Raw genomic sequence first — 19,337 nt, forward strand, 5'->3', positions numbered from 1 at the left:
GTCTTAGGACTACTGAAAATATAGCAAACAAACATTTAGGAGGAATAATAAATGAATACAGTTTTCAGAGGAAGACATTTTATTAACTTAGAGGACTTTACTAAAGAAGAATTAGATACAATGCTGGATGTTTCTTTAGATCTTAAGAGAAAATTTGCTATGGGCGAAGATACAGATTACCTTCATAACAAAACAGGATTCTTAATGTTCTTCGAACAATCTACTCGTACCAGAAACTCCATGGAAGCCGGTATGGCTCAATTGGGTGGTCATGCAGGATTCTTGGATTCCAGCAGCATGCAAATCGCTCATGGTGAGACAGCTAAGGATACAGCTATTATTCTTTCCCGCTTTGGTCACATGATTGCTTGCCGTTATTGCAACTGGGGCAGAGGAAATCAATACTTAACTGAGATGGCTAAATGGTCCTCAGTTCCGGTTATGAACTTACAAGACGATCTTTATCACCCATTCCAAGGTTTAGCAGATTTGCTAACCATTAAAGAGAAACATCAAGACTTACGTCGCAAAAAGATTTCTATCATCTGGGCATATGCTGAGAGTCATAAGAAACCGATTTCCGTGCCTGTAACTCAAGTTCTGCTCTTCCCTCGTTATGGTATGGATGTATGGCTCGCGTATCCAAAAGGTTGGGAACTTCCTGAGTGGGTTATTGAGCAAGCCAGAGCAAATGCTGAAAAGCATGGCGGTACTTTAACAATTACTCATGATGAGGCTGAAGCTTATAAGGATGCTGATATCGTTATTCCTAAGAGCTGGGGCAACTGGGTTACTGACCAAACAGGTGCTACTGTTACCGGTGCCACTGCTGTTATTGATGATGCTCTCATTTCCAATAAGAGCTGGAAGTGCACTGAAGCTAAAATGGCTACTGCCAGCAAAGATGTTATGTATATGCATGCCTTACCTGCTGACCGTAACAATGAAGTTGAAGACTCAGTTATTGATGGACCACATTCTATCGCTTATGATGCTGCAGAAAACCGTTTGCATACAGCTAAAGCTGTTATGACATTATTGGTAGGTGGAAAATAATTGTGAGTACATTAGCTGTTGTAGCAATTGGTGGGAATTCTCTGATTCGTGATAACGCACATGCGACCGTTGAAGATCAATATGAGGCAGTGGTAGAAACTGCCAAACATATTGTCGGTATGATCGAGCAGGGCTATGAAGTGATTGTTACTCATGGCAATGGTCCACAAGTCGGGTTTATTCTAAGAAGATCTGAAATTGCTAAGGATGTTGCAGCAATGCATCAGGTACCACTGGTCAGCTGTGGGGCAGACACCCAAGGAGCTATTGGTTATCAAATCCAACAAGCATTGGATAATGAGTTCAAAAAGAGGGGTATGGACAAGACGGCTGTCACAGTTGTGACTCAAGTTGTTGTCTCAGAGAATGACCCTGCTTTTCAGAAACCCACTAAACCCATTGGATCTTTCTATACAAAAGAACAAACTGAAGAGATTCAGAAAAATAATCCATCGTGGGTTATGATTGAAGATGCCGGCAGAGGTTATCGCCGTATGGTTGCCTCTCCTCGTCCTCAAGAAATCGTAGAGAAAAATGTTATCAATAAACTGGTACGAGATGGCTATTGTGTCATCAGCGTTGGCGGTGGCGGAATCCCCGTAGTTAAACGTGCAGACGGTTTGCTTCAAGGGGTGGATGCCGTTATTGATAAAGATTTTGCTACCAGTCTTTTGGCTGCAGATATTAAAGCTGACGTTTTAATAATTTCCACAGGTGTACCGACAGTTTATTTAAACTATGGCAAGCCTGACGAAAAAGCCTTAGACAAGGTGACCTTAGCGGAACTTAAGCAGTATGTGACTGAGAATCATTTTGCACCGGGAAGCATGCTGCCCAAAATCCAAGCTGTCATTAGCTTTTTAGAAAACGGCGGGAAAGAAGCGATTATTACTAATCCTGAATCCTTAGAAGAAGCTATTGCCGGCAAAACCGGAACCCATATTTATCCCTAATTGATTAGGTATGAATCGAGTATTCCCATTGTAATAGTTACTGTGAGCTTGGGATGGAGAGGAGTTAGCTTCATCTCCATCCCAAGTGTGATTTAAGAGTAGTATGAAAAAGTTAGATTTAAATTGGAGATCAGAATTACTTGAGTTTGTATAATCTTCATTTGAACCCTTATCAAGAAGAAGCATGAGACCTTCAATTATGTGTAGATATATATAAGTGGTCAGAGGCCTGAGGGCTGAAAGGTTCATCCAAAAGAATCTGACTTGTAATACGACAGATAGATTCTTCAGATTATCAACTGAGGAAGTTTCCATAATGTTTGTGCCCCCGAGATGAGGAGATTTCCCTTAAGGAGAAATGAACATGGGTATAGTATTAAACGGTGGAACTATTGTTACGGCTGCAGACCAGTATCAAGCAGACGTCCGCATTGAAGGCGAGAGAATTGTGGCTATTGGCTGCGATATCAAGCAACCTGGTGACCAGGCAATAGATGTGGATGGCTGCTTTTTATTTCCGGGTGGAATTGACCCCCATACTCACTTCGACCTCCCCATGGGAGATTTTTCAACCTCAGATGATTTCTTTTCGGGTACTAAAGCAGCAATTTTAGGTGGAACAACAACCATTCTTGACTTTGCAACTCAGTTCAAAGGTGAAACTCTAAAAGAGGGACTGGCGAACTGGCACATAAAAGCGAACGGTAAGAGTTATGTAGACTATGGTTTTCATATGGCAATCACGGATTGGAATGAAGCCATTGCTAACGAAATGAAAGTCTTGATTGAAGAAGACGGAGTATCTTCCTTCAAGCTTTACATGGCTTATAAGAACAGTTTGCAAGTGGACGATCAGGCACTTTTACAAGCTTTGCGTCAAGCAGGGGAATCCGGCGGGCTGGTTTGTGTACACTGTGAGAATGGTGATATAGTGTATGACTTAGTTCATGAACATCTAAAACAGGGAAAAACCACCCCGAAATATCATCCCTTATCCCGTCCTCCGGAAGTAGAAGAGGAGGCAACTCAAAGAGCCATTACCCTCGCTCAGATAGCAGGGGCACCTCTCTATGTTGTCCATTTATCCTGCAGCGGAGCTCTTCAAGCAGTGACCAATGCAAAACTAAAGGGACTGGAGATTTACGCAGAAACCTGTCCCCAATATCTCTTGTTAAATGACAGCTATTATAATGCTGAAGGATTTAACGGAGCTAAATATGTGATATCACCGCCTTTGCGCCCAATTCAGCATCAGGAAATATTGTGGTCCGGCTTAAACACCGGAGTCTTAGATGTTGTTGCTACGGATCATTGCGCGTTTAATTATAAAGGACAAAAAGATAAAGGTATTAATGACTTCAGCAAAATTCCCAATGGGGCTGCTGGGGTAGAAACCCGCCTGGGATTAATCTATACTCACGGCGTTTTGTCGGGAAAATTAACAATAAATGATTTCGTGGCTTTAACCTCTACAAATGCAGCTAAGCTGTTCGGATTGTTCCCCCGTAAAGGAACCATTGCTCCCGGAAGTGATGCTGATATAGTGGTTTGGGATCCGCGCCAATCAACGGTCATAAAAGCTGAAGAGTTACATCAGCAGGTAGACTATACTCCTTACGAAGGTTTCAAGCGGTCTGGTCAAGCGATTCACGTATTCTTACGGGGTAAGCAGGTTGTCCAGGATGGTCAGCTAAAGGAGGATAAACCTGCGGGGATATACTTATCCCGAAAGCCATTCCTCAAGAGAAAGGTCGGGTAACAATGTATACGATTGATATTAACGGCGCAGTTCATAATGTGCAAGAGGATAAGAATCTCCTGGATTTCTTGCGTGACGAGGTTCAAGTAACTTCTCTTAAAAACGGTTGTGGAGAAGGTGCTTGTGGTGCTTGTATGCTCTTAGTCGACGGAAAGGCAATGAGAGCTTGTATTCTCACTGTTGCCAAAGCATCCGGGAAAAAACTTTTAACCGTCGAAGGGCTGTCAGAGCGAGAAAAGGAGGCCTATACTTGGGCCTTTGCCGAAGCCGGCGCAGTACAATGCGGCTTTTGTATCCCCGGAATGATTATTAGTGCTAAAGCTTTAATTGATAAGAATCCTAATCCCACTGCTCAAGAGATAAAGCAGAGTATTCGTGGGAATATATGTCGCTGCACAGGGTATATCAAGATAGAATTGGGGATATCATTAGCAGCGCAAGTCCTCAGAGGGGAAATACATCCGAAGTCACTTCAGGCCAGTGCAGGAATTGGAACGAGTATTCAAAGAGTTGATGCTCGTGAAAAAGCAATGGGAACCGGACAATATGTGGATGATATGCATGTAGAAAATATGCTCCAGGCAGCAGTTTTAAGAACCAAATACCCTAGAGCAATTGTCAAAGCCATTGATATTTCTGCAGCCCTTGCCTATCCTGGGGTTGAAGCCGTCTTAACAGCAGAAGACATTCCGGCGGATCGCAACCATGGTCACATTTTCCATGATTGGCCGACTCTGGTTTCCATCGGCCAAGAAACCAGGTATATCGGCGATGCCATTGCTTTAGTCGCTGCTCAAACCAAAAAACAAGCCAGAGAAGCTGTGGCTTTAATTAAAGTGGATTATGAAGAGTTGAAACCAATCCTAAGTCCTGATGAAGCCCTCGCCGAGGGAGCTCCTCGTATTCACGAGAAAGGAAATCTGTTAAGCACAACCAAGATTAAGCGAGGGAATACCGAAGAAGCCCTAGCCAAATCAGCCTTTGTGGTTACCAATCATTTCTCAACTCCTCCTACTGAACATGCTTTTATGGAACCTGAAAGTGCCTTAGCTATCCCTCAAGAGGATGGGGGAATTACAGTTTATGTGGGAGATCAAAGTGTTTATGATGATCAACATGGAATTATGGCGATGCTGGGTCTGCCCGCGGAAAAAGTACGGATAATCAGCAAACTGGTTGGCGGCGGTTTCGGTGGGAAAGAGGATCTAAGTGTCCAGCACCATGCGGCATTGCTGGCAGTGAAAACCCAAAAACCTGTAAAGCTTACCTTTACTCGCCAAGAAAGCATCTTAGTTCATCCCAAACGGCATGCCATGGAATTAGAGGTTACCACAGGCTGTGATGAGAATGGAAAACTGACGGCTATGGTAGCTAAGATTGTTGCGGATACCGGAGCTTATGCTTCATTAGGAACAGCGGTTCTCCAGCGTGCTTGTACTCATGCCAGCGGCCCTTATCAAATAGATAATGTCGATATTACCGGCTTATGCGTCTATACCAATAATCCCCCCGCCGGTGCCTTTAGAGGATTCGGTGTTCCGCAGTCTGCCTTTGCTTCTGAAACACATATGGATCTTTTAGCTGAAAAAGTCGGGATTTCTCCTTGGGAAATTCGCTATCTTAATGCATTGGAACCGGGGATGGTTAATTCCACGGGTCAGATCACAGATGAAGGAACCGCTATTAAGGAAACACTTCGTGCGGTTCGTGAAGTCTACGAAGCACATCCTCACGCGGCAGGTATTGCCTGCTCTATGAAAAATACCGGTATTGGAGTAGGACTGCCGGATACCGGCCGGGTAAAACTGAAAATTATTAATGGCAAAGTTGTCGTCCTGACAAGTGCTGCCTGCATCGGGCAGGGCTTTGCTACTATTGCAACTCAGATCGTCCATGAAGCAACGGGACTGCCTTTAGAAAAAATTGAAGTTGGAGCTCCTGATACAGGCTTAACCCCTAACTCCGGTACGACAACAGCATCACGTCAGACTATGTTCAGCGGCGAAGCCGTACGTCAAGCGTCTTTAAAAATGCAGCAAGCAATGCATGCCTCCACTCTTGAGAAATTAGAAGGTCAAGAGTTCTATGGCGAATACTTTGGAAAAACCGATCCCATGGATTCGGATAAGCCCAACCCGATCAGTCACGTGGCCTATAGTTATGCAACTCAGGTAGTTTTACTGAATGAACAGGGAATGGTGGAAAAAGTTATAGCTGCTCATGATGTTGGAAGGGCTATCAACCCTAAAGCAATAGAAGGTCAGATTGAAGGCGGAGTATGCATGGGTTTAGGATACGCACTGCGTGAAGATTTCCCTCTGCTAAATGGAGTCCCCACTGCTAAGTATGCCAAGTTAGGATTGTTGCGCTCAACGGAAATGCCTGATGTGGAGTCCGTGATTATTGAAAAGAACTCATCCCCCTTAGCTTATGGGGCTAAAGGAGTAGGAGAAATCGCTTCAATTCCGACGGCACCGGCTGTAGCGTCGGCTTACTACAAATTTGATGGCAAGCTGCGTTGCGCTTTGCCTTTACGAGAAACTCCTTATAATAAGAAATAATGGTTAAGGAGAAAACATGAGTAGTTCGAGTTTAACCGCCGGTTCCGCCATGGGGAGCGGCAGCCTATGGAATATGACCGGTAAATCCCCTGTGACTACATTCATCGGGGCTGGCGGAAAAACAACCTGTGTCCGATCCATGACTCACGAAATCCTATCCATGGGTTTACAAGTTGTAGCGACGACAACAACAAAAGTTTATCCTGAGAATCAAATGAGTGCCTGGAAGAGTCCCGACCCTCCTCCTAAAGGAAAGGGCACTTGGTTCTGGTATGATAGAGCTGAAGAGGAGAGCGGAAAGTGGGTTGGACCTTCACTCAAAGCCGTTGACGAGGCTATCGCTGAGGGTCTTCTGACATCGGAGCACCAAAGCAACCAGGCAGAGGTGCAGTGTGGGAGTGAAGGTTTAATTAAACCTTATTGGGTGATAGAGGGAGACGGGGCTCGAGAACGCAATTTAAAGTGTTGGGAGACCTACGAACCGCAAATTCCTAAGCACACGGATTGTGCAGTTTTAGTGTTAGATCGTGGGTTATGGGGAAAGGTTCTGCAGGCCGACCAAGTTCATAGACCTCATCTCTGTCAGGATCTTCTGGGACGGGTCTGGAACGCAGAGAGTGCTTGGAGCTATTTTCTTATGTCTCCTGTGTTTGCTCCTCAATATAGGCTAATGCCTTGGGTTATACTTTTTAATGGACCAGGGAAGAATATTAAAAATAAGCAAGTAATAGATCCAATGGATCCCTTGGATCTATTACTTGCCCTCAAATATCGATGGGCAGAAATGCAACAGAATCTTGAATGTGTAGAAATGCGGCCGCGTAATTTGCGTTTAGCCGCAGGGGATGCCAAAGAGGGGGATTTACGATGGTTCGATTTGTGGTAATGGCTGCCGGTTTAGCCAGCCGAATGGGGAAAGACAAGCTGGCCCTCCCCTGGAAGAATACCACAGTACTGGGGCATGTATTGGATACAGTCCTGGCGGCTGTCAATAATCAAGCAAGTGCTTTGGCGTCCACGCTGGAGATTCAGGTAGTCGCGCGGCAGCCTATTGAGAAATATGTTTCAGAAGATAGCATGAATGAGTTTTATAAGCACAGTGGGGTTTGGCATTTTGCTCCCAACCCCAGACCTCTGGCCGACACCATTAAGATAGGGTTACAAGATCTGAACAGTGAGGTTCACAGTTACGCCTTCTTACCCGGTGATCAGGTGGGCGTTACTGCTCAGATGTTGTCTGCCTGCTTAGCAGAGGTTATTAAGCATCCTCCCGACTTTCTTGTACCAATGACTGGGGAAACAGCTGGATCCCCCGTCTTTTTCCATAAGCGGTATGTTCCAGAGCTGTTGGCACTTCAAGGGGAGCAAGGGGGCAGAGTGGTTTTAAATCGTTATGGAGATCGATGGCGGAAGTTTCCAGTTGAAGAAAGCTTTTTTTATGATGTTGATACACCTGAGCAATACCAAGCTTTATTTAGCCAAACATAATGGTTTTTTAGGATAAGGAGAAATATGTCATGAACAGTAAACTGGTGATGAATGGACCGGTAGTTTTAATTCGTGGAGCAGGAGAACAAGCTTCCGGAGTAGGTTGGGCTTTGGCCAAAGCGGGGTTTCGAGTGGTAATGACAGAAGTTGCTAAGCCCCTAATGGTTCGCTGGCCAGTCTGTTTTGGGACTGCTGTGGAAGAAGGTCGATGGCAGGTTGAAGGGATTACGGCTTGCCGCGTAGATTTGCCCGCTACAGATTGTGAAACTGCTTGGAAAGCAGGAGAGATTCCAATTTTAGTCGATCCTGATTTAGAGATGTTACCGGTGCTTAAACCACAGATATTGGTTGACGCTATCATGGCCAAGCAAAACTTAGGGACAAAGCGGAATATGGCCCCAATGACCATCGGTTTGGGACCAGGTTTTACTGCCGGTGAAGACGTAGACCTTGTCATAGAAACTAATCGGGGACATAATCTGGGCAGGATTATTTATGCTGGACCGGCCCAGCCCAATACAGGTATTCCTGGAGAAGTTAAGGGTATTTCAAAAGACCGTGTGGTTTATTCAACTATTACCGGGATTTTCAGAGCGAAGCGCGAAATTGGAGAACAGGTTTTGGCAGGAGATTGTTTAGGTGAAATTGAGGACGGCATACAGACTGCCAAGGTCTTTACCTTGATTGATGGGGTTTTAAGAGGCTTATTAAGGACAAATACGCAAATCTCAGCAAACATTAAAGTTGGGGATATCGATCCTCGTGGGCGGGAAGAGTTTTGTTGGACGATTTCAGAAAAAGCACGGGCCATTGGTGCAGCAGTTTTAGTAAGCATCATGGAATCCGGTTTAATTAGATTAACCATTGATGAATAGAAGGTTCCCTGGGTGGCTTGTCATTATGATGGCTCAACAACTGCAACTATTGAGACTTATTTAATACAGGCCCCCTTGGTGAACTATGGATATTATGTAAAATAATTTTTTGGGTAAGAAAAGAAGGATATTTCATATTGATATCGAATTTGTATATTATAGAATGAATTCACTTTATTTTGATTCAAATCCAATGGTTTTTGTTACCCGCTGAGTCTTAACTGATTTAAGAGTCCTAGTATAATTGAATACTGTTTCTTTTACTCATATATCCCTGATAATTGGATCGGGGGTTTCTACGAGGCAACCGTAATTGCTTCTCTATGAGCCAGAGATGGTTCATAGAATCCAGCAATAGAGGTTGTTTTTTTGTGCGCCCAAAAATAAACAGAAAATTGAAATATCCAAAGAACGGGACTCTTAGAATGATAATAGGGGTGAGAAAATGAAGTATTTCCAACCGCAGAGCGTAGACGAGGCTTTAGAAATTGCTCACACATCGGAGGCAACTTTCTTAGCCGGAGGAACAGATCTTGTACTTCATATGCGTACGGGAAAAGTCCAGCCCTTAGGTTTGATAGACCTGGGCAAGATTTCAGTACTGCGAGAAATAAAGGAAATTGAGGGATCTTTGGAGATCGGAAGTATGGCAACCTTTGCTGAATTGGGGAAAAGTGAGCTTGTTTTTCGGAAGGCCCATGCCCTTTGGCAGGCATGTCAAACAATGGGTTCTCCGCAAATACGCAATCAAGCAACTATAGGCGGAAACCTGGGTAATTGTTCCCCGGCAGCGGATGGTTTGCCGGCCCTCTTGGCCTTAGGAGCGGAGGTTTGTCTAAGTACAAAGGCAGGAAATGAGATTTTACCCTTAGAGTCTCTTCTGAGCCGGACACCTCTGCTGGAGCAGGGAGCTCTTATCAGAGGATTTCACATTCCCATGAATGGACAGAAAAGCGGGTTCGCTAAGTTAGGCAGACGGAAAGCTCTGGCTATTGCACGTCTCAGTGTTGCTGTCTCAGTACAATTGAATGGAAGTCGAACAGATAATGTTCGTGTTGCTTTGGGGGCAGTTGGCAGACGCGCTTTCTTAAGTGAAGCGCTGGGTCAAGAATTAAGTGGACAAGAATTGAATAATGAATTGCTGGAAAAAGGTGTTATAGAAGTTCAGCGGATTGTGCGAGAGGCTTTAGGAACTCGAGCCTCCGCGCCCTATAAACGAGTAGCAGTAGCCGGAGTCTTTCGTGAGGCTTTGACATCCATCATTCCTGAGGGGGGACAATAGTATGATAGAGATTAAACTTGTCGTCAATGAAAAGCCATATACCTTGAACGTAGAACCAAGTGAACGTCTCATTGATGCTTTGCGCAACCGTTTAGGGCTCCTGGGAACTAAGGAAGGGTGTGGCGAAGGAGAATGTGGGGCCTGCACCATTATCATGGACGGAAAAACTGTCAACTCCTGTCTTGTCTTGGCTGCTCAAGCCAATGGGAGTGTGCTTACAACCATTGAAGGAGTAGGGAATCGTCGTTCTCCCCATCCGGTACAAAAGGCTTTTGTAGAAGTTGGAGCGGTTCAATGTGGCTTTTGTACTCCGGGAATGGTTTTATCCGCTAAGAATTTATTGGATAAGAACTCACACCCCAGTGAAACTGAGATAGGGATTGCCATGTCTGGGAATCTTTGTCGCTGTACTGGTTACGATAAAATTCTACGTGCTGTGAAGATTGCCGCTGAGGAGGGAAAACAATGAAAACTTCAGTGGTTGGATCACGAGTTACCAGAGAAGATGCTTGGGGAAAAGTATTTGGGCAAACAAAATTCCCTGCCGACGTAAATCTGCCGGGTCAACTCTATGCTGTGGTTATCCGCAGTCCCCATCCCCATGCCAGAGTTTTAAGTATTAACAGCGACTATGCATTGGAAATGGCCGGAGTGGTGGCTGTTCTATCCGCAAAAGATGTTCCGCACAATGCTCACGGAGTACTCTTCCGCGACCAACCAGTCTTGGCTGAGTATGTCCGAATGGTAGGAGACCCGGTAGCTGTTGTGGGAGCTGAGACAGAGGAAATTGCCCGAGAAGCCGCTAAGCGTGTACAAGTAGAGTACGAAGTTCTGCCTACTGTCTTTGACCCGGAGGAGGCCATGAAGCCTGATGTCCTGCCTCTTCATCCATCCCTGCGTCCAACGAATGTTCTTTATCACATGCCCATAAGACGGGGATCAATGGAAGAAGGTTGGGCTAAAGCAGATGTTGTGATAGAAAAGGAATACAATACCCAACATGTGGATCATGCTTTTTTACAGCCAGAAGCGGTATTGGCTTATTTAGATGAACGTGGACACCTGGTAGTTCAAACAGCTACTCAATACGCTCATTATGATCGCGGCGAGATTGCTCATGCTTTAGGGCTGCGCTTTAGTCAGGTTCAAGTGAAAACCCTGGCGGTGGGAGGAGCTTTCGGAGGACGTGAAGATATTTCACTCCAGGTCATTGCTGCCTTAATGGCTTGGAAAACCCTTCGACCAGTGAAAATGGAAAATACTCGGGAAGAGTCATTTTATTCCCATTCCAAACGTCACCCCATGCGGATGCAATATAAGACAGGCGCAACAAAAGATGGCAAATTAGTGGCCATGGAAGCCAAGATCGTTGGGGATTCAGGTGCCTATGCTTCCTGGAGTATCAACGTCTTGCGTAAAGCTGCAGTCCACGCAACCGGTCCTTATGTCATTCCTAATGTCTCGATTGATAGTTATGCTGTGTTTACCAATAATCCATTTTCAGGAGCTATGAGAGGTTTTGGGGCAGCCCAAACTGTCTTGGCCTATGAAAGCCAAATGGATCTCCTTGCTAAGGAGATCGGAATTTCTCCTTTAGAGATTCGCTTGCGTAATATCTTCAAAGTCGGAAGTACAACAGCAACCGGACAAGTGTTGACCAGCAGTGTTCCGCTGGATCAGTGCCTGGCAAAAATCACACCTTATCTCCAAAGAGGGGGGGAGTCCGAGTGAAAAAGAGAGGAATCGGTTTAGGGTGTTCCTGGTATGGCACAGGTTATGGGAATGGGTTCCCGGATGTTTCCAGTGCCTTTGTGGAAATTCATGATGACGGTTCGGCCACAGTATTGACAGGGGCCGTTGATGTAGGTCAAGGAAGTAATTCTATCTTTGCGCAAATCGTGGCGGAAGAACTTGGGCTGGAGGCTCAGGATATCTGTGTCTATTCCGGGGATACGGATGCTACTCCGGATTCAGGGACAACGGCAGCGACAAGGCAAACTTATAATACGGGAAATGCTGTTTTAAAGGCCGTTCGCCAAGCAAAATCCTCGTTGCTGGTCTATGCTGCACGAGAGTTTTCTTGCCCAACTCCGGAAGGAATTGAACTTAAAGAGGGATATATCGGGGTTAAAGGGGATCCTTCACGCAGGGTGCCTTTGGCAGACCTGGTTTTTCAAGCTCGTTTACGGGGGGAACGGTTTATTAGTGCCGAAAGTTCCACTGCTCGTTCAACCCCTGTAGACCCGGAGACTGGGCAGGGTGCTCCTTACTGGCCCTATTCCTTTGGCTGTCAGTCTGCCGAAGTTGAAGTTGATACCGAAACCGGGGTGGTTCAAGTCCTTAAAGTCGTCGCAGTTCATGATGTAGGAAAGGCTCTCAATCCTACTCAAGTAGAGGGTCAAATTGCAGGTGGAGTTACCCAAGGGATTGGGTATGCTTTGCTTGAGGAATTAGAATTAGACGAGGGAAAAATTAAGAATCCGGCCTTTTCCAGTTATTTGATTCCCACGGCCTTAGATGTGCCTAATATAGAAGCATTTTTTGTAGAAGATGCAGAGTCCACTGGTCCTTTTGGCGCTAAGGGACTTGGTGAACCTGCAATGCTTCCGACAGTTGCGGCCATCATTAATGCTATTGATGATGCTGTGGGAGTAAGGATTACGTCTATACCAGCGACACCTGAAAAGATTTTAAAAGCGCTAGCTGAAAAAAACGGGGAGGTGAATCGTTAACTTTAACCCAGTAGTCATTATTAGGTCTTAAGCTTAAGTCGCACTTATCCTATGTGATGTCAGTAAGGAAGTATTCAAAACGAAGTTTAATAAAATCAATGAATTTAGCTTAAACTAGAAAAACAAATGAAAAAATTACAATGGGAAAGTTTATTTTAATGGGAGGGCTGTCCATGTCAACCGTTACAAATAAGAAAAATCCACCTTCAGGTAAACCGGAAGGCTTTTTAGAAAAGTTTTTTCATCTCAACGAGTTAGGGACAAATGTTCGTACAGAAGTCATCGCAGGTATAACCACCTTTGTTACCATGGCCTACATTCTATTCGTTAATCCGAATATTTTGAAGGATGCCGGAATGCCAGTGGCTGCCACTTTTGCTGCAACAGCCATTGCTGCCGCAGTCGGTACTTTGATCATGGGTTTGTATGCAAATTATCCGATTGCTTTAGCACCAGGAATGGGGCTTAACGCCTTTTTCACCTACGCAGTAGTTTTGGGAATGGGACTTAGTTGGCAAACAGCACTTGGTGCGGTTTTCATCTCCGGTTTTGTCTTTTTCTTGATGACTGTTACAAAAGTACGAGAATGGATTATCGAAGGTGTACCTGAGGTCTTGAGACTCTCTATTGGGGTAGGTATAGGTTTATTCATTGCTTTTATTGGACTAAAAAATGGCGGACTAATTATTGCGGATCCAGCAACCTTTGTTGCCTTGGGTGATATGAAGTCCCCTGGTGTTCTGGTTACTGTCTTCGGACTAATTGTTACCGGCTGGATGATGGCTAAAAATGTTAAAGGCGGCTTGTTAATCGGAATCGCAGCAACCACCGCATTTAGTATGATCATGGGTGTTTCACCATTTCCGACGGGAATATCCAGCTTTATTGCTACCTCTAATCCTGTAGCCGCTATCGCACCTGTTGCCTTCCAATTGGATATCAGGGGAGCCATAAGCTATGGCTTTATCTCAATCCTCTTTGCTTTTACCTTTGTTGACTTGTTTGATAATATCGGAACTCTACTTGGAGTTTCCCGTAAAGCCGGTCTTTTAGATGAGAACGGAAACCTGCCTCGTGCCGGTAAAGCCCTGATGGCTGATTCTGTGGGAACAATGTTCGGTGCAACCATGGGAACTCCTACAGTAACCTCTTATATTGAAAGTGCCTCCGGGGTTGCCGAAGGTGGAAAAAGTGGTTTAACAGCGGTTGTAGTGGCCTGTCTCTTTGCGGTCTCGTTAATTTTTGCTCCTCTTGTCGGGTTGATTCCTGGACAAGCAACTGCTCCGGTTCTTATTCTAGTGGGTGTTTTAATGATGAGTGAAGTCACTCAAATTAAATTTGATGACTTTACGGAAGCTTTGCCGGCCTTTATGACAATTGTCATGATGCCCTTGACCTTCTCCATCGCTCAAGGTCTGGCCTTTGGATTTATGTCCTATACGATTATTAAACTGATTACCGGAAAACACAAGGATAATAATCCGGTCACATATATTTTGACTCTGTTATTCATCATTCACTTTATTATTGGCGGACATTAATCAAAACTCGATTTTGGAGAGATGCACCATCATCTCTCCAAAATTATGAACAATATGATTACTGCTTTTCATAGATTAGAGAAAAATCTTAATCTATAAGCTAGTAACCTGAGTGGTTGGCGTTTTATGTTCAGCACAGCGCCTTTCACGATACAGGAAAGGATGGGAATGGGATGCGTATTCTCTTTAAAAATGCGAATATTGTTACAATGAATGCTAAGCGCGAGATTCTCCATGGGGATCTGCTTGTTGATGGATCTCAGATTGCAGCAGTTGGGGATGTTATCGAACAACCTGCAGATCAAGTAATTGACCTCAATGGAGATTTATTAATACCAGGGTTAATTCAGACTCATATTCATTTGTGTCAGACTCTCTTTCGAGGACAGGCTGACGATTTAGAACTTTTAGATTGGCTTAAATTGAGAATTTGGCCCCTGGAAGGCGGCCATGATCCGGAATCCTTATATGACTCTGCCTTATTAGGGATTGGAGAATTGTTCCTGGGTGGGACAACGACGATTGTCGACATGGAAACTGTGCATCATACTGAACATGCCTTCGAAGCCATCCTGACCAGTGGCTTAAGAGCTTTGAGCGGGAAGGTAATGATGGATGATTGCAATGGAGATATACCACTTTCTTTGCAAGAAAAGACTGAGGATTCGCTGCAGGAAAGCGTAGATTTATTTGAAAAATATCACGGTAAAGGAAATGGGCGCCTAGAAGTTGCCTTTACTCCTCGCTTTGTTATTTCCTGCACCGATTCATTATTAAAAGAGGTTTCGCAACTTGCCCGCCAAAAGAATGCTTTTGTCCATACACACGCCTCGGAAAACCGTTCGGAAATTGAACTTGTGGAAAGTACTCGAGGCATGAGGAACATTATTTATCTGGACAAGGTGGGATTAACGGGGCCAAAGCTAATCTTAGCTCATTGTATCTGGCTTGATGAGGCAGAAAAGGAGATTCTTGTCCGCACCAAAACAAGAATTTCACATTGCCCGTCTTCAAATCTTAAGCTGGCCTCCGGAATTGCGCCGATTCCGGAACTTATGAGACGTGGGGCAGAGGTTTCCTTAAGCGCCGATGGGGCACCCTGCAACAACAATTTAGACGGATTCCGGGAAATGAGACATGCTGCTTTGATTCAGAAACCCTTACATGGACCGACAGTTATGCCCGCGCGAGAAGTTTTTGAACTGGCTACCTTGGGTGGAGCAAGAGCTATCGGCCACGAACATGATTTAGGAAGTCTGGAAGTCGGCAAAAAAGCTGATTTGGCAGTCGTAAGCTTGCAGGGATTACACACCTGGCCGAATGAACATGTTGATGTTTATTCTCAGTTGGTTTATCAGGCGGTTTCCTCTGATGTTCGCCTGACAATGGTAGACGGCAGAATTGTTATGAAAGATCGCCAATTATTAACAATTGATGTTCCGAAGCTTAAGTTGAGCTCAACCCGCAGTCTGAATCGAGTCATGCAACGGGTCGGACTTGTTTAAACTACCGCTTATTGCTATGTCAATGATCGAAAAGTGTCCCCATAGCCCTGGATGGCCAGAGGGGACACTTCCTATTAAGAAAGCAGATCAAGCATGTAAGTAGGAAGCCTTAATTGATTTGTACGTATTAAAGAAATGAAGCCTTATCATACGTGAATGGAGCATGAGCATATGTCGAGCTTTAAACAAAGAATGGATGAAGCCCGGGGCCTGGTGAAGATTGACATGGTTCTGAGACGAGCAAGGTTAGTTAATGTCTTTTCGGGAGAAATCCACGAAACAGACATTGGAGTCCATCAAGGAGCTTTTGTCGGCATTGGCACCTTTGCAGAAGCAGAAAAAGAGCTGGATTTGTGCGGTAAGTATGTTGTTCCGGGCCTGATAGACGGACATGTCCATATTGAAAGCTCGCATCTCTGTCCGGAGGAGTTCTGCTCAGTTCTACTTTCCCATGGTGTAACTACAGCGGTTGTAGATCCTCATGAAATTGCCAATGTTTTGGGAAGTCGAGGGATTCAATATATCCTGGATAGTGTTAATGGGTTACCCTTTAATACCTTTGTCGCACTTCCCTCATGTGTACCAGCAACAGATTTGGAAACTTCCGGGGCCCACCTCAAAGCTAAGGATCTCTTACAATTCGTCGGACACCCTAAAGTTATAGGTTTAGGAGAAGTTATGGATTACCTGGGAGTTATCGAAGCTAAGCAGGATATGGTGGAAAAGCTAAGTCTTCCTGTATCCTTCTTTGATGGACATGCTCCGGGGATATCTCCCCAGGATCTTAATGCTTATTTTCTAGCCGGAATACATACTGAACATGAATGCTCCACGGTAGAAGAGGCTAAAGAACGTCTGCGACGGGGTTTTCATGTTATGCTGCGAGAGGGGAGTGCAGCCAAGAACCTTTTAGATCTTTTGCCTGCAGTCACGAGCCAAAATTCCGGACAATGTCTTCTTGTCACAGATGACCGACATCCGATGGATCTTCTAAATGAAGGCAGCATCGATCATCTTGTTCGCCTGGCGATTAAGGCAGGAGTAGATCCAATTCAAGTAATCCAGATGGCCACGATCAATGCTGCCCGAGCAATTGGGCTCTCTCGCCTAGGTGCGGTAGCGCCTGGTTATCAAGCGGATTTCCTTGTATTGAATGATTTAAAGAGTTTTGCAATAGAGGAAGTATACTGGCAAGGAACAAAGGTAAGCCCAAAGGGCGAGCGGCCAAAATTTCCACGCTCTGATGCCTCTGGACTTACTGAAAGTGTACATTTAACTGATTGGACACCAGAAAAGCTTAGAGTATTTGCCAATAGCGAATCCAAATCCTTGAACCATGCTCAAGTTCAGGTCATTGGAGTCCAAGATCATTCCCTAGTTACAAGGGCCCTAATACGGGAACTGCCTGTCAAAGATGGAGTGATTATGACTGATTTAACTCAAAAGATTGCCAAATTAGCGGTGCTGGAACGTCATCATGGAACTGGCAATATCGGGCTAGGGTTTGTCGAGGGCTTAGGCCTGACCAAAGGAGCTATTGCTTCAACAGTCGCTCATGATTCGCATAATTTAGTTGTCGTCGGAATGAGTGACGAGGAAATGAACTTAGCCATTAGAACCTGTGTCGAGATGGGTGGCGGTCTTTGTCTAGTCGATAACCATCAGATAATCGGAAAACTCCCTTTGCCAATTGCCGGATTAATGACAGACCTTGATGCCGAAACTGTAGCTCAGAATTTAGCTGAGTTACATAGGTTAGCAGTCGGTCTTGGAATTAATCAAATGGTTGATCCTTTTATGACCCTGGCATTTCTTTCTTTACCTGTCATCCCGGAATTAAAACTTACAGATTTAGGCTTAGTTGACGTAGAACACTTTCGGTTAACTAAAGTGGTATTAGAAAGTTAGTTTTAACTTTTAGATCTGTATTTAAGCCATCTTTAGAATTGGGATGCTCCCCTAATTGGTAGACAGATTAAATAATAAAAATCTGTTACTCAAAGGGGGAGCAGTTCATTTTATATTTAGGAACAAGGGGATCAATATCTGGATCTGAAAAAAATAATAGTAGCCATTGCCTTTGCTTGAAGAAGGAAAAGTTGTCAGTGATCCTTTTCGTAGATTATAATGGTTGGAGAGAAACTATAATATTCTAAATTGTCAAGGGTAGAGTAAAACTTTCTAGGACTAAAGGGAAAAATTTTAAAAAAACATAAATACATAAAGGTTTTTAGTGATATTTGACGAACTTAGTCTATTAGGCCAAAATATATAAGACAAAGACAGACACAAATCTTGGATAGGGTGAATTTTCATGCGGTTGGTAAGTACTCGTTATGTCAAGGAAGGATCGATTTTAGCACGTCCTGTAATTAATTCTTCAGGTAGAATTTTATTGCAGACTGGTATTCGCCTGACTGCTTCGTATATTGAACGTTTAGTAGCCATGGGTTATGATGTTCTTTTTATTCAGGATAATCGATTAGAAGACGTTGAATTTCATATGTCGATTACCGGTCAAACCCGGGAAGTTGCCTATAAAACGATTAAGCATGTCAGCAATTATATAGAGAGTGGTCAAGAAGGGACGTTAGTGGTGGCCGACGTTCGATCAACTATTCAGCAGATGATTAACGACCTGCTCTTTAGTGCAGATATTTTAGGAAATTTGACCGACATGCAAGGGTATGATGATTATACTTTTCACCACTCTATTAATTCAACGATTGTAGGACTTGTCTTAGGGATTGCTTCAGGATATTCAGAACAAAAATTAATTGAGTTTGGCATGGGTATTCTCATGCATGATATTGGGAAAATATTAATCCCCGAACATATCCTCAATAAAAAAGCACCTTTGACTGAGGCAGAGTTTGAGGAGATCAAGAAGCACGCAGGAGATGGGTTTAATATTTTACGGAAAAATAAGGACTTCAGTTTACTTTCGGCGCATGTGGCCTTTCAACATCAGGAAAAGTGGGATGGGTCGGGTTACCCCAGAGGGCTTAAAGGAAGCGAAATTCATGAATATGGCAGATTGGCTGCAGTAGCTGATGTTTATGAAGCTTTGACCAGTAAACGGATTTATCGCAAAGCAATTGAGCCTAATGAGGCTTATGAATACATTGTTTCTCAATCTAATACCCATTTTTGTCCTCGAACTTTAGAAGTATTTAAGAAACACATTGCTGTATACCCTTCAGGTTCTGGGATTCTATTGAGTAATGGACAAAGAGGAAATGTGGTAAAACAAAACCCCGCCTTCCCTAACCGGCCCTTTGTCAGGATGTTCTATGAGAATGAAGAGGAACTTGCTTCACCGATGGATTATAATCTGGCAGAATGCCCCTCTCTGATGATTATTGCCGTGGACAACCGTTAAATATTAGTAAAAAAAGCAGAGCCTTTCTTTCCGGACTGATACGCTTGCTTTAGGTAGAACGAATAATACTACTACTGCTGGTGCTGCGGCAGCGGCATGGAGTTTTACCCTGAAAAGAAGCATATCAAAATGAGTTAGAAGGCTCTTTTTTGTGTGTAATAGTGTAGATTTATCATGATAATGCAGATCTCATACATCGAAAA

The 19,337-nt window shown here is 44.2% G+C and carries 15 protein-coding genes and 1 riboswitch; all 15 genes read left to right on the forward strand.

What is annotated here, in order from left to right; genetic code table 11:
- Positions 1-51: 51 nt before the first annotated feature.
- A complete protein-coding gene (locus BLS16_RS12255) occupies positions 52-1,056 on the forward strand; it encodes an ornithine carbamoyltransferase (protein ID WP_092333611.1) in 1,005 nt (334 codons plus the stop codon).
- Between the two features lie 2 nt (positions 1,057-1,058).
- Positions 1,059-2,009 (forward strand): carbamate kinase, encoded by a 951-nt coding sequence (gene arcC, locus BLS16_RS12260; protein ID WP_092333613.1) that lies wholly within the window; start codon positions 1,059-1,061, stop codon positions 2,007-2,009.
- A gap of 364 nt (positions 2,010-2,373) precedes the next feature.
- A complete protein-coding gene (gene hydA, locus BLS16_RS12265) occupies positions 2,374-3,768 on the forward strand; it encodes a dihydropyrimidinase (RefSeq protein WP_092333615.1) in 1,395 nt (464 codons plus the stop codon).
- A 2-nt stretch (positions 3,769-3,770) separates the two neighbouring features.
- Positions 3,771-6,329: a selenium-dependent xanthine dehydrogenase gene (xdh, locus tag BLS16_RS12270; protein ID WP_092333617.1), complete on the forward strand. Its 2,559-nt coding sequence runs from the start codon at positions 3,771-3,773 to the stop codon at positions 6,327-6,329.
- A gap of 16 nt (positions 6,330-6,345) precedes the next feature.
- Positions 6,346-7,215: a hypothetical protein gene (locus BLS16_RS12275; RefSeq protein ID WP_092333619.1), complete on the forward strand. Its 870-nt coding sequence runs from the start codon at positions 6,346-6,348 to the stop codon at positions 7,213-7,215.
- Positions 7,197-7,817, forward strand: a complete 621-nt coding sequence (locus BLS16_RS12280; RefSeq protein WP_092333621.1) for a nucleotidyltransferase family protein — start codon at positions 7,197-7,199, stop codon at positions 7,815-7,817. The genes BLS16_RS12275 and BLS16_RS12280 overlap by 19 nt, the downstream gene beginning before the upstream one ends.
- A gap of 29 nt (positions 7,818-7,846) precedes the next feature.
- On the forward strand, positions 7,847-8,692 hold the full coding sequence (gene yqeB / locus BLS16_RS12285; protein WP_092333623.1) for a selenium-dependent molybdenum cofactor biosynthesis protein YqeB: 846 nt from the start codon (positions 7,847-7,849) through the stop codon (positions 8,690-8,692).
- A 244-nt stretch (positions 8,693-8,936) separates the two neighbouring features.
- A riboswitch (purine riboswitch) is annotated at positions 8,937-9,036 on the forward strand.
- A gap of 101 nt (positions 9,037-9,137) precedes the next feature.
- Positions 9,138-9,974, forward strand: a complete 837-nt coding sequence (locus tag BLS16_RS12290; protein ID WP_092333625.1) for an FAD binding domain-containing protein — start codon at positions 9,138-9,140, stop codon at positions 9,972-9,974.
- Position 9,975: 1 nt separating this feature from the next.
- Positions 9,976-10,443: a (2Fe-2S)-binding protein gene (locus BLS16_RS12295; protein WP_092333627.1), complete on the forward strand. Its 468-nt coding sequence runs from the start codon at positions 9,976-9,978 to the stop codon at positions 10,441-10,443.
- Positions 10,440-11,705, forward strand: a complete 1,266-nt coding sequence (locus BLS16_RS24595) for a xanthine dehydrogenase family protein molybdopterin-binding subunit (RefSeq protein WP_092333629.1) — start codon at positions 10,440-10,442, stop codon at positions 11,703-11,705. The genes BLS16_RS12295 and BLS16_RS24595 overlap by 4 nt, the downstream gene beginning before the upstream one ends.
- A complete protein-coding gene (locus BLS16_RS24600; RefSeq protein WP_092333631.1) occupies positions 11,702-12,706 on the forward strand; it encodes a xanthine dehydrogenase family protein molybdopterin-binding subunit in 1,005 nt (334 codons plus the stop codon). The genes BLS16_RS24595 and BLS16_RS24600 overlap by 4 nt, the downstream gene beginning before the upstream one ends.
- A 173-nt stretch (positions 12,707-12,879) precedes the next feature.
- On the forward strand, positions 12,880-14,247 hold the full coding sequence (locus BLS16_RS12310) for an NCS2 family permease (protein ID WP_092333633.1): 1,368 nt from the start codon (positions 12,880-12,882) through the stop codon (positions 14,245-14,247).
- Between the two features lie 173 nt (positions 14,248-14,420).
- A complete protein-coding gene (locus tag BLS16_RS12315; RefSeq protein ID WP_092333635.1) occupies positions 14,421-15,752 on the forward strand; it encodes a 5'-deoxyadenosine deaminase in 1,332 nt (443 codons plus the stop codon).
- 171 nt (positions 15,753-15,923) lie between these two features.
- Positions 15,924-17,660, forward strand: coding sequence for an adenine deaminase (ade, locus tag BLS16_RS12320; RefSeq protein WP_092333637.1), 1,737 nt, complete (start codon positions 15,924-15,926; stop codon positions 17,658-17,660).
- 406 nt (positions 17,661-18,066) lie between these two features.
- A complete protein-coding gene (locus tag BLS16_RS12325; RefSeq protein WP_092333639.1) occupies positions 18,067-19,134 on the forward strand; it encodes an HD-GYP domain-containing protein in 1,068 nt (355 codons plus the stop codon).
- The last annotated feature ends 203 nt before the right edge of the window (positions 19,135-19,337 follow it).

Source organism: Desulfosporosinus hippei DSM 8344, from assembly GCF_900100785.1.
Taxonomy (GTDB): Bacteria; Bacillota; Desulfitobacteriia; order Desulfitobacteriales; family Desulfitobacteriaceae; genus Desulfosporosinus; species Desulfosporosinus hippei.

Bases quoted from the DNA above. Each gene is read 5' to 3' on its own strand.
- BLS16_RS12315 (WP_092333635.1), top strand. From the start codon at position 14,421: ATGCGTATTCTCTTTAAAAATGCGAATATTGTTACAATGAATGCTAAG.
- BLS16_RS12310 (WP_092333633.1), top strand. From the start codon at position 12,880: ATGTCAACCGTTACAAATAAGAAAAATCCACCTTCAGGTAAACCGGAA.
- BLS16_RS12280 (WP_092333621.1), top strand. From the start codon at position 7,197: ATGGTTCGATTTGTGGTAATGGCTGCCGGTTTAGCCAGCCGAATGGGG.
- yqeB (WP_092333623.1), top strand. From the start codon at position 7,847: ATGAACAGTAAACTGGTGATGAATGGACCGGTAGTTTTAATTCGTGGA.
- BLS16_RS12295 (WP_092333627.1), top strand. From the start codon at position 9,976: ATGATAGAGATTAAACTTGTCGTCAATGAAAAGCCATATACCTTGAAC.
- BLS16_RS24595 (WP_092333629.1), top strand. From the start codon at position 10,440: ATGAAAACTTCAGTGGTTGGATCACGAGTTACCAGAGAAGATGCTTGG.
- xdh (WP_092333617.1), top strand. From the start codon at position 3,771: ATGTATACGATTGATATTAACGGCGCAGTTCATAATGTGCAAGAGGAT.
- hydA (WP_092333615.1), top strand. From the start codon at position 2,374: ATGGGTATAGTATTAAACGGTGGAACTATTGTTACGGCTGCAGACCAG.
- ade (WP_092333637.1), top strand. From the start codon at position 15,924: ATGTCGAGCTTTAAACAAAGAATGGATGAAGCCCGGGGCCTGGTGAAG.
- BLS16_RS12255 (WP_092333611.1), top strand. From the start codon at position 52: ATGAATACAGTTTTCAGAGGAAGACATTTTATTAACTTAGAGGACTTT.
- BLS16_RS12290 (WP_092333625.1), top strand. From the start codon at position 9,138: ATGAAGTATTTCCAACCGCAGAGCGTAGACGAGGCTTTAGAAATTGCT.
- BLS16_RS12275 (WP_092333619.1), top strand. From the start codon at position 6,346: ATGAGTAGTTCGAGTTTAACCGCCGGTTCCGCCATGGGGAGCGGCAGC.
- BLS16_RS12325 (WP_092333639.1), top strand. From the start codon at position 18,067: ATGCGGTTGGTAAGTACTCGTTATGTCAAGGAAGGATCGATTTTAGCA.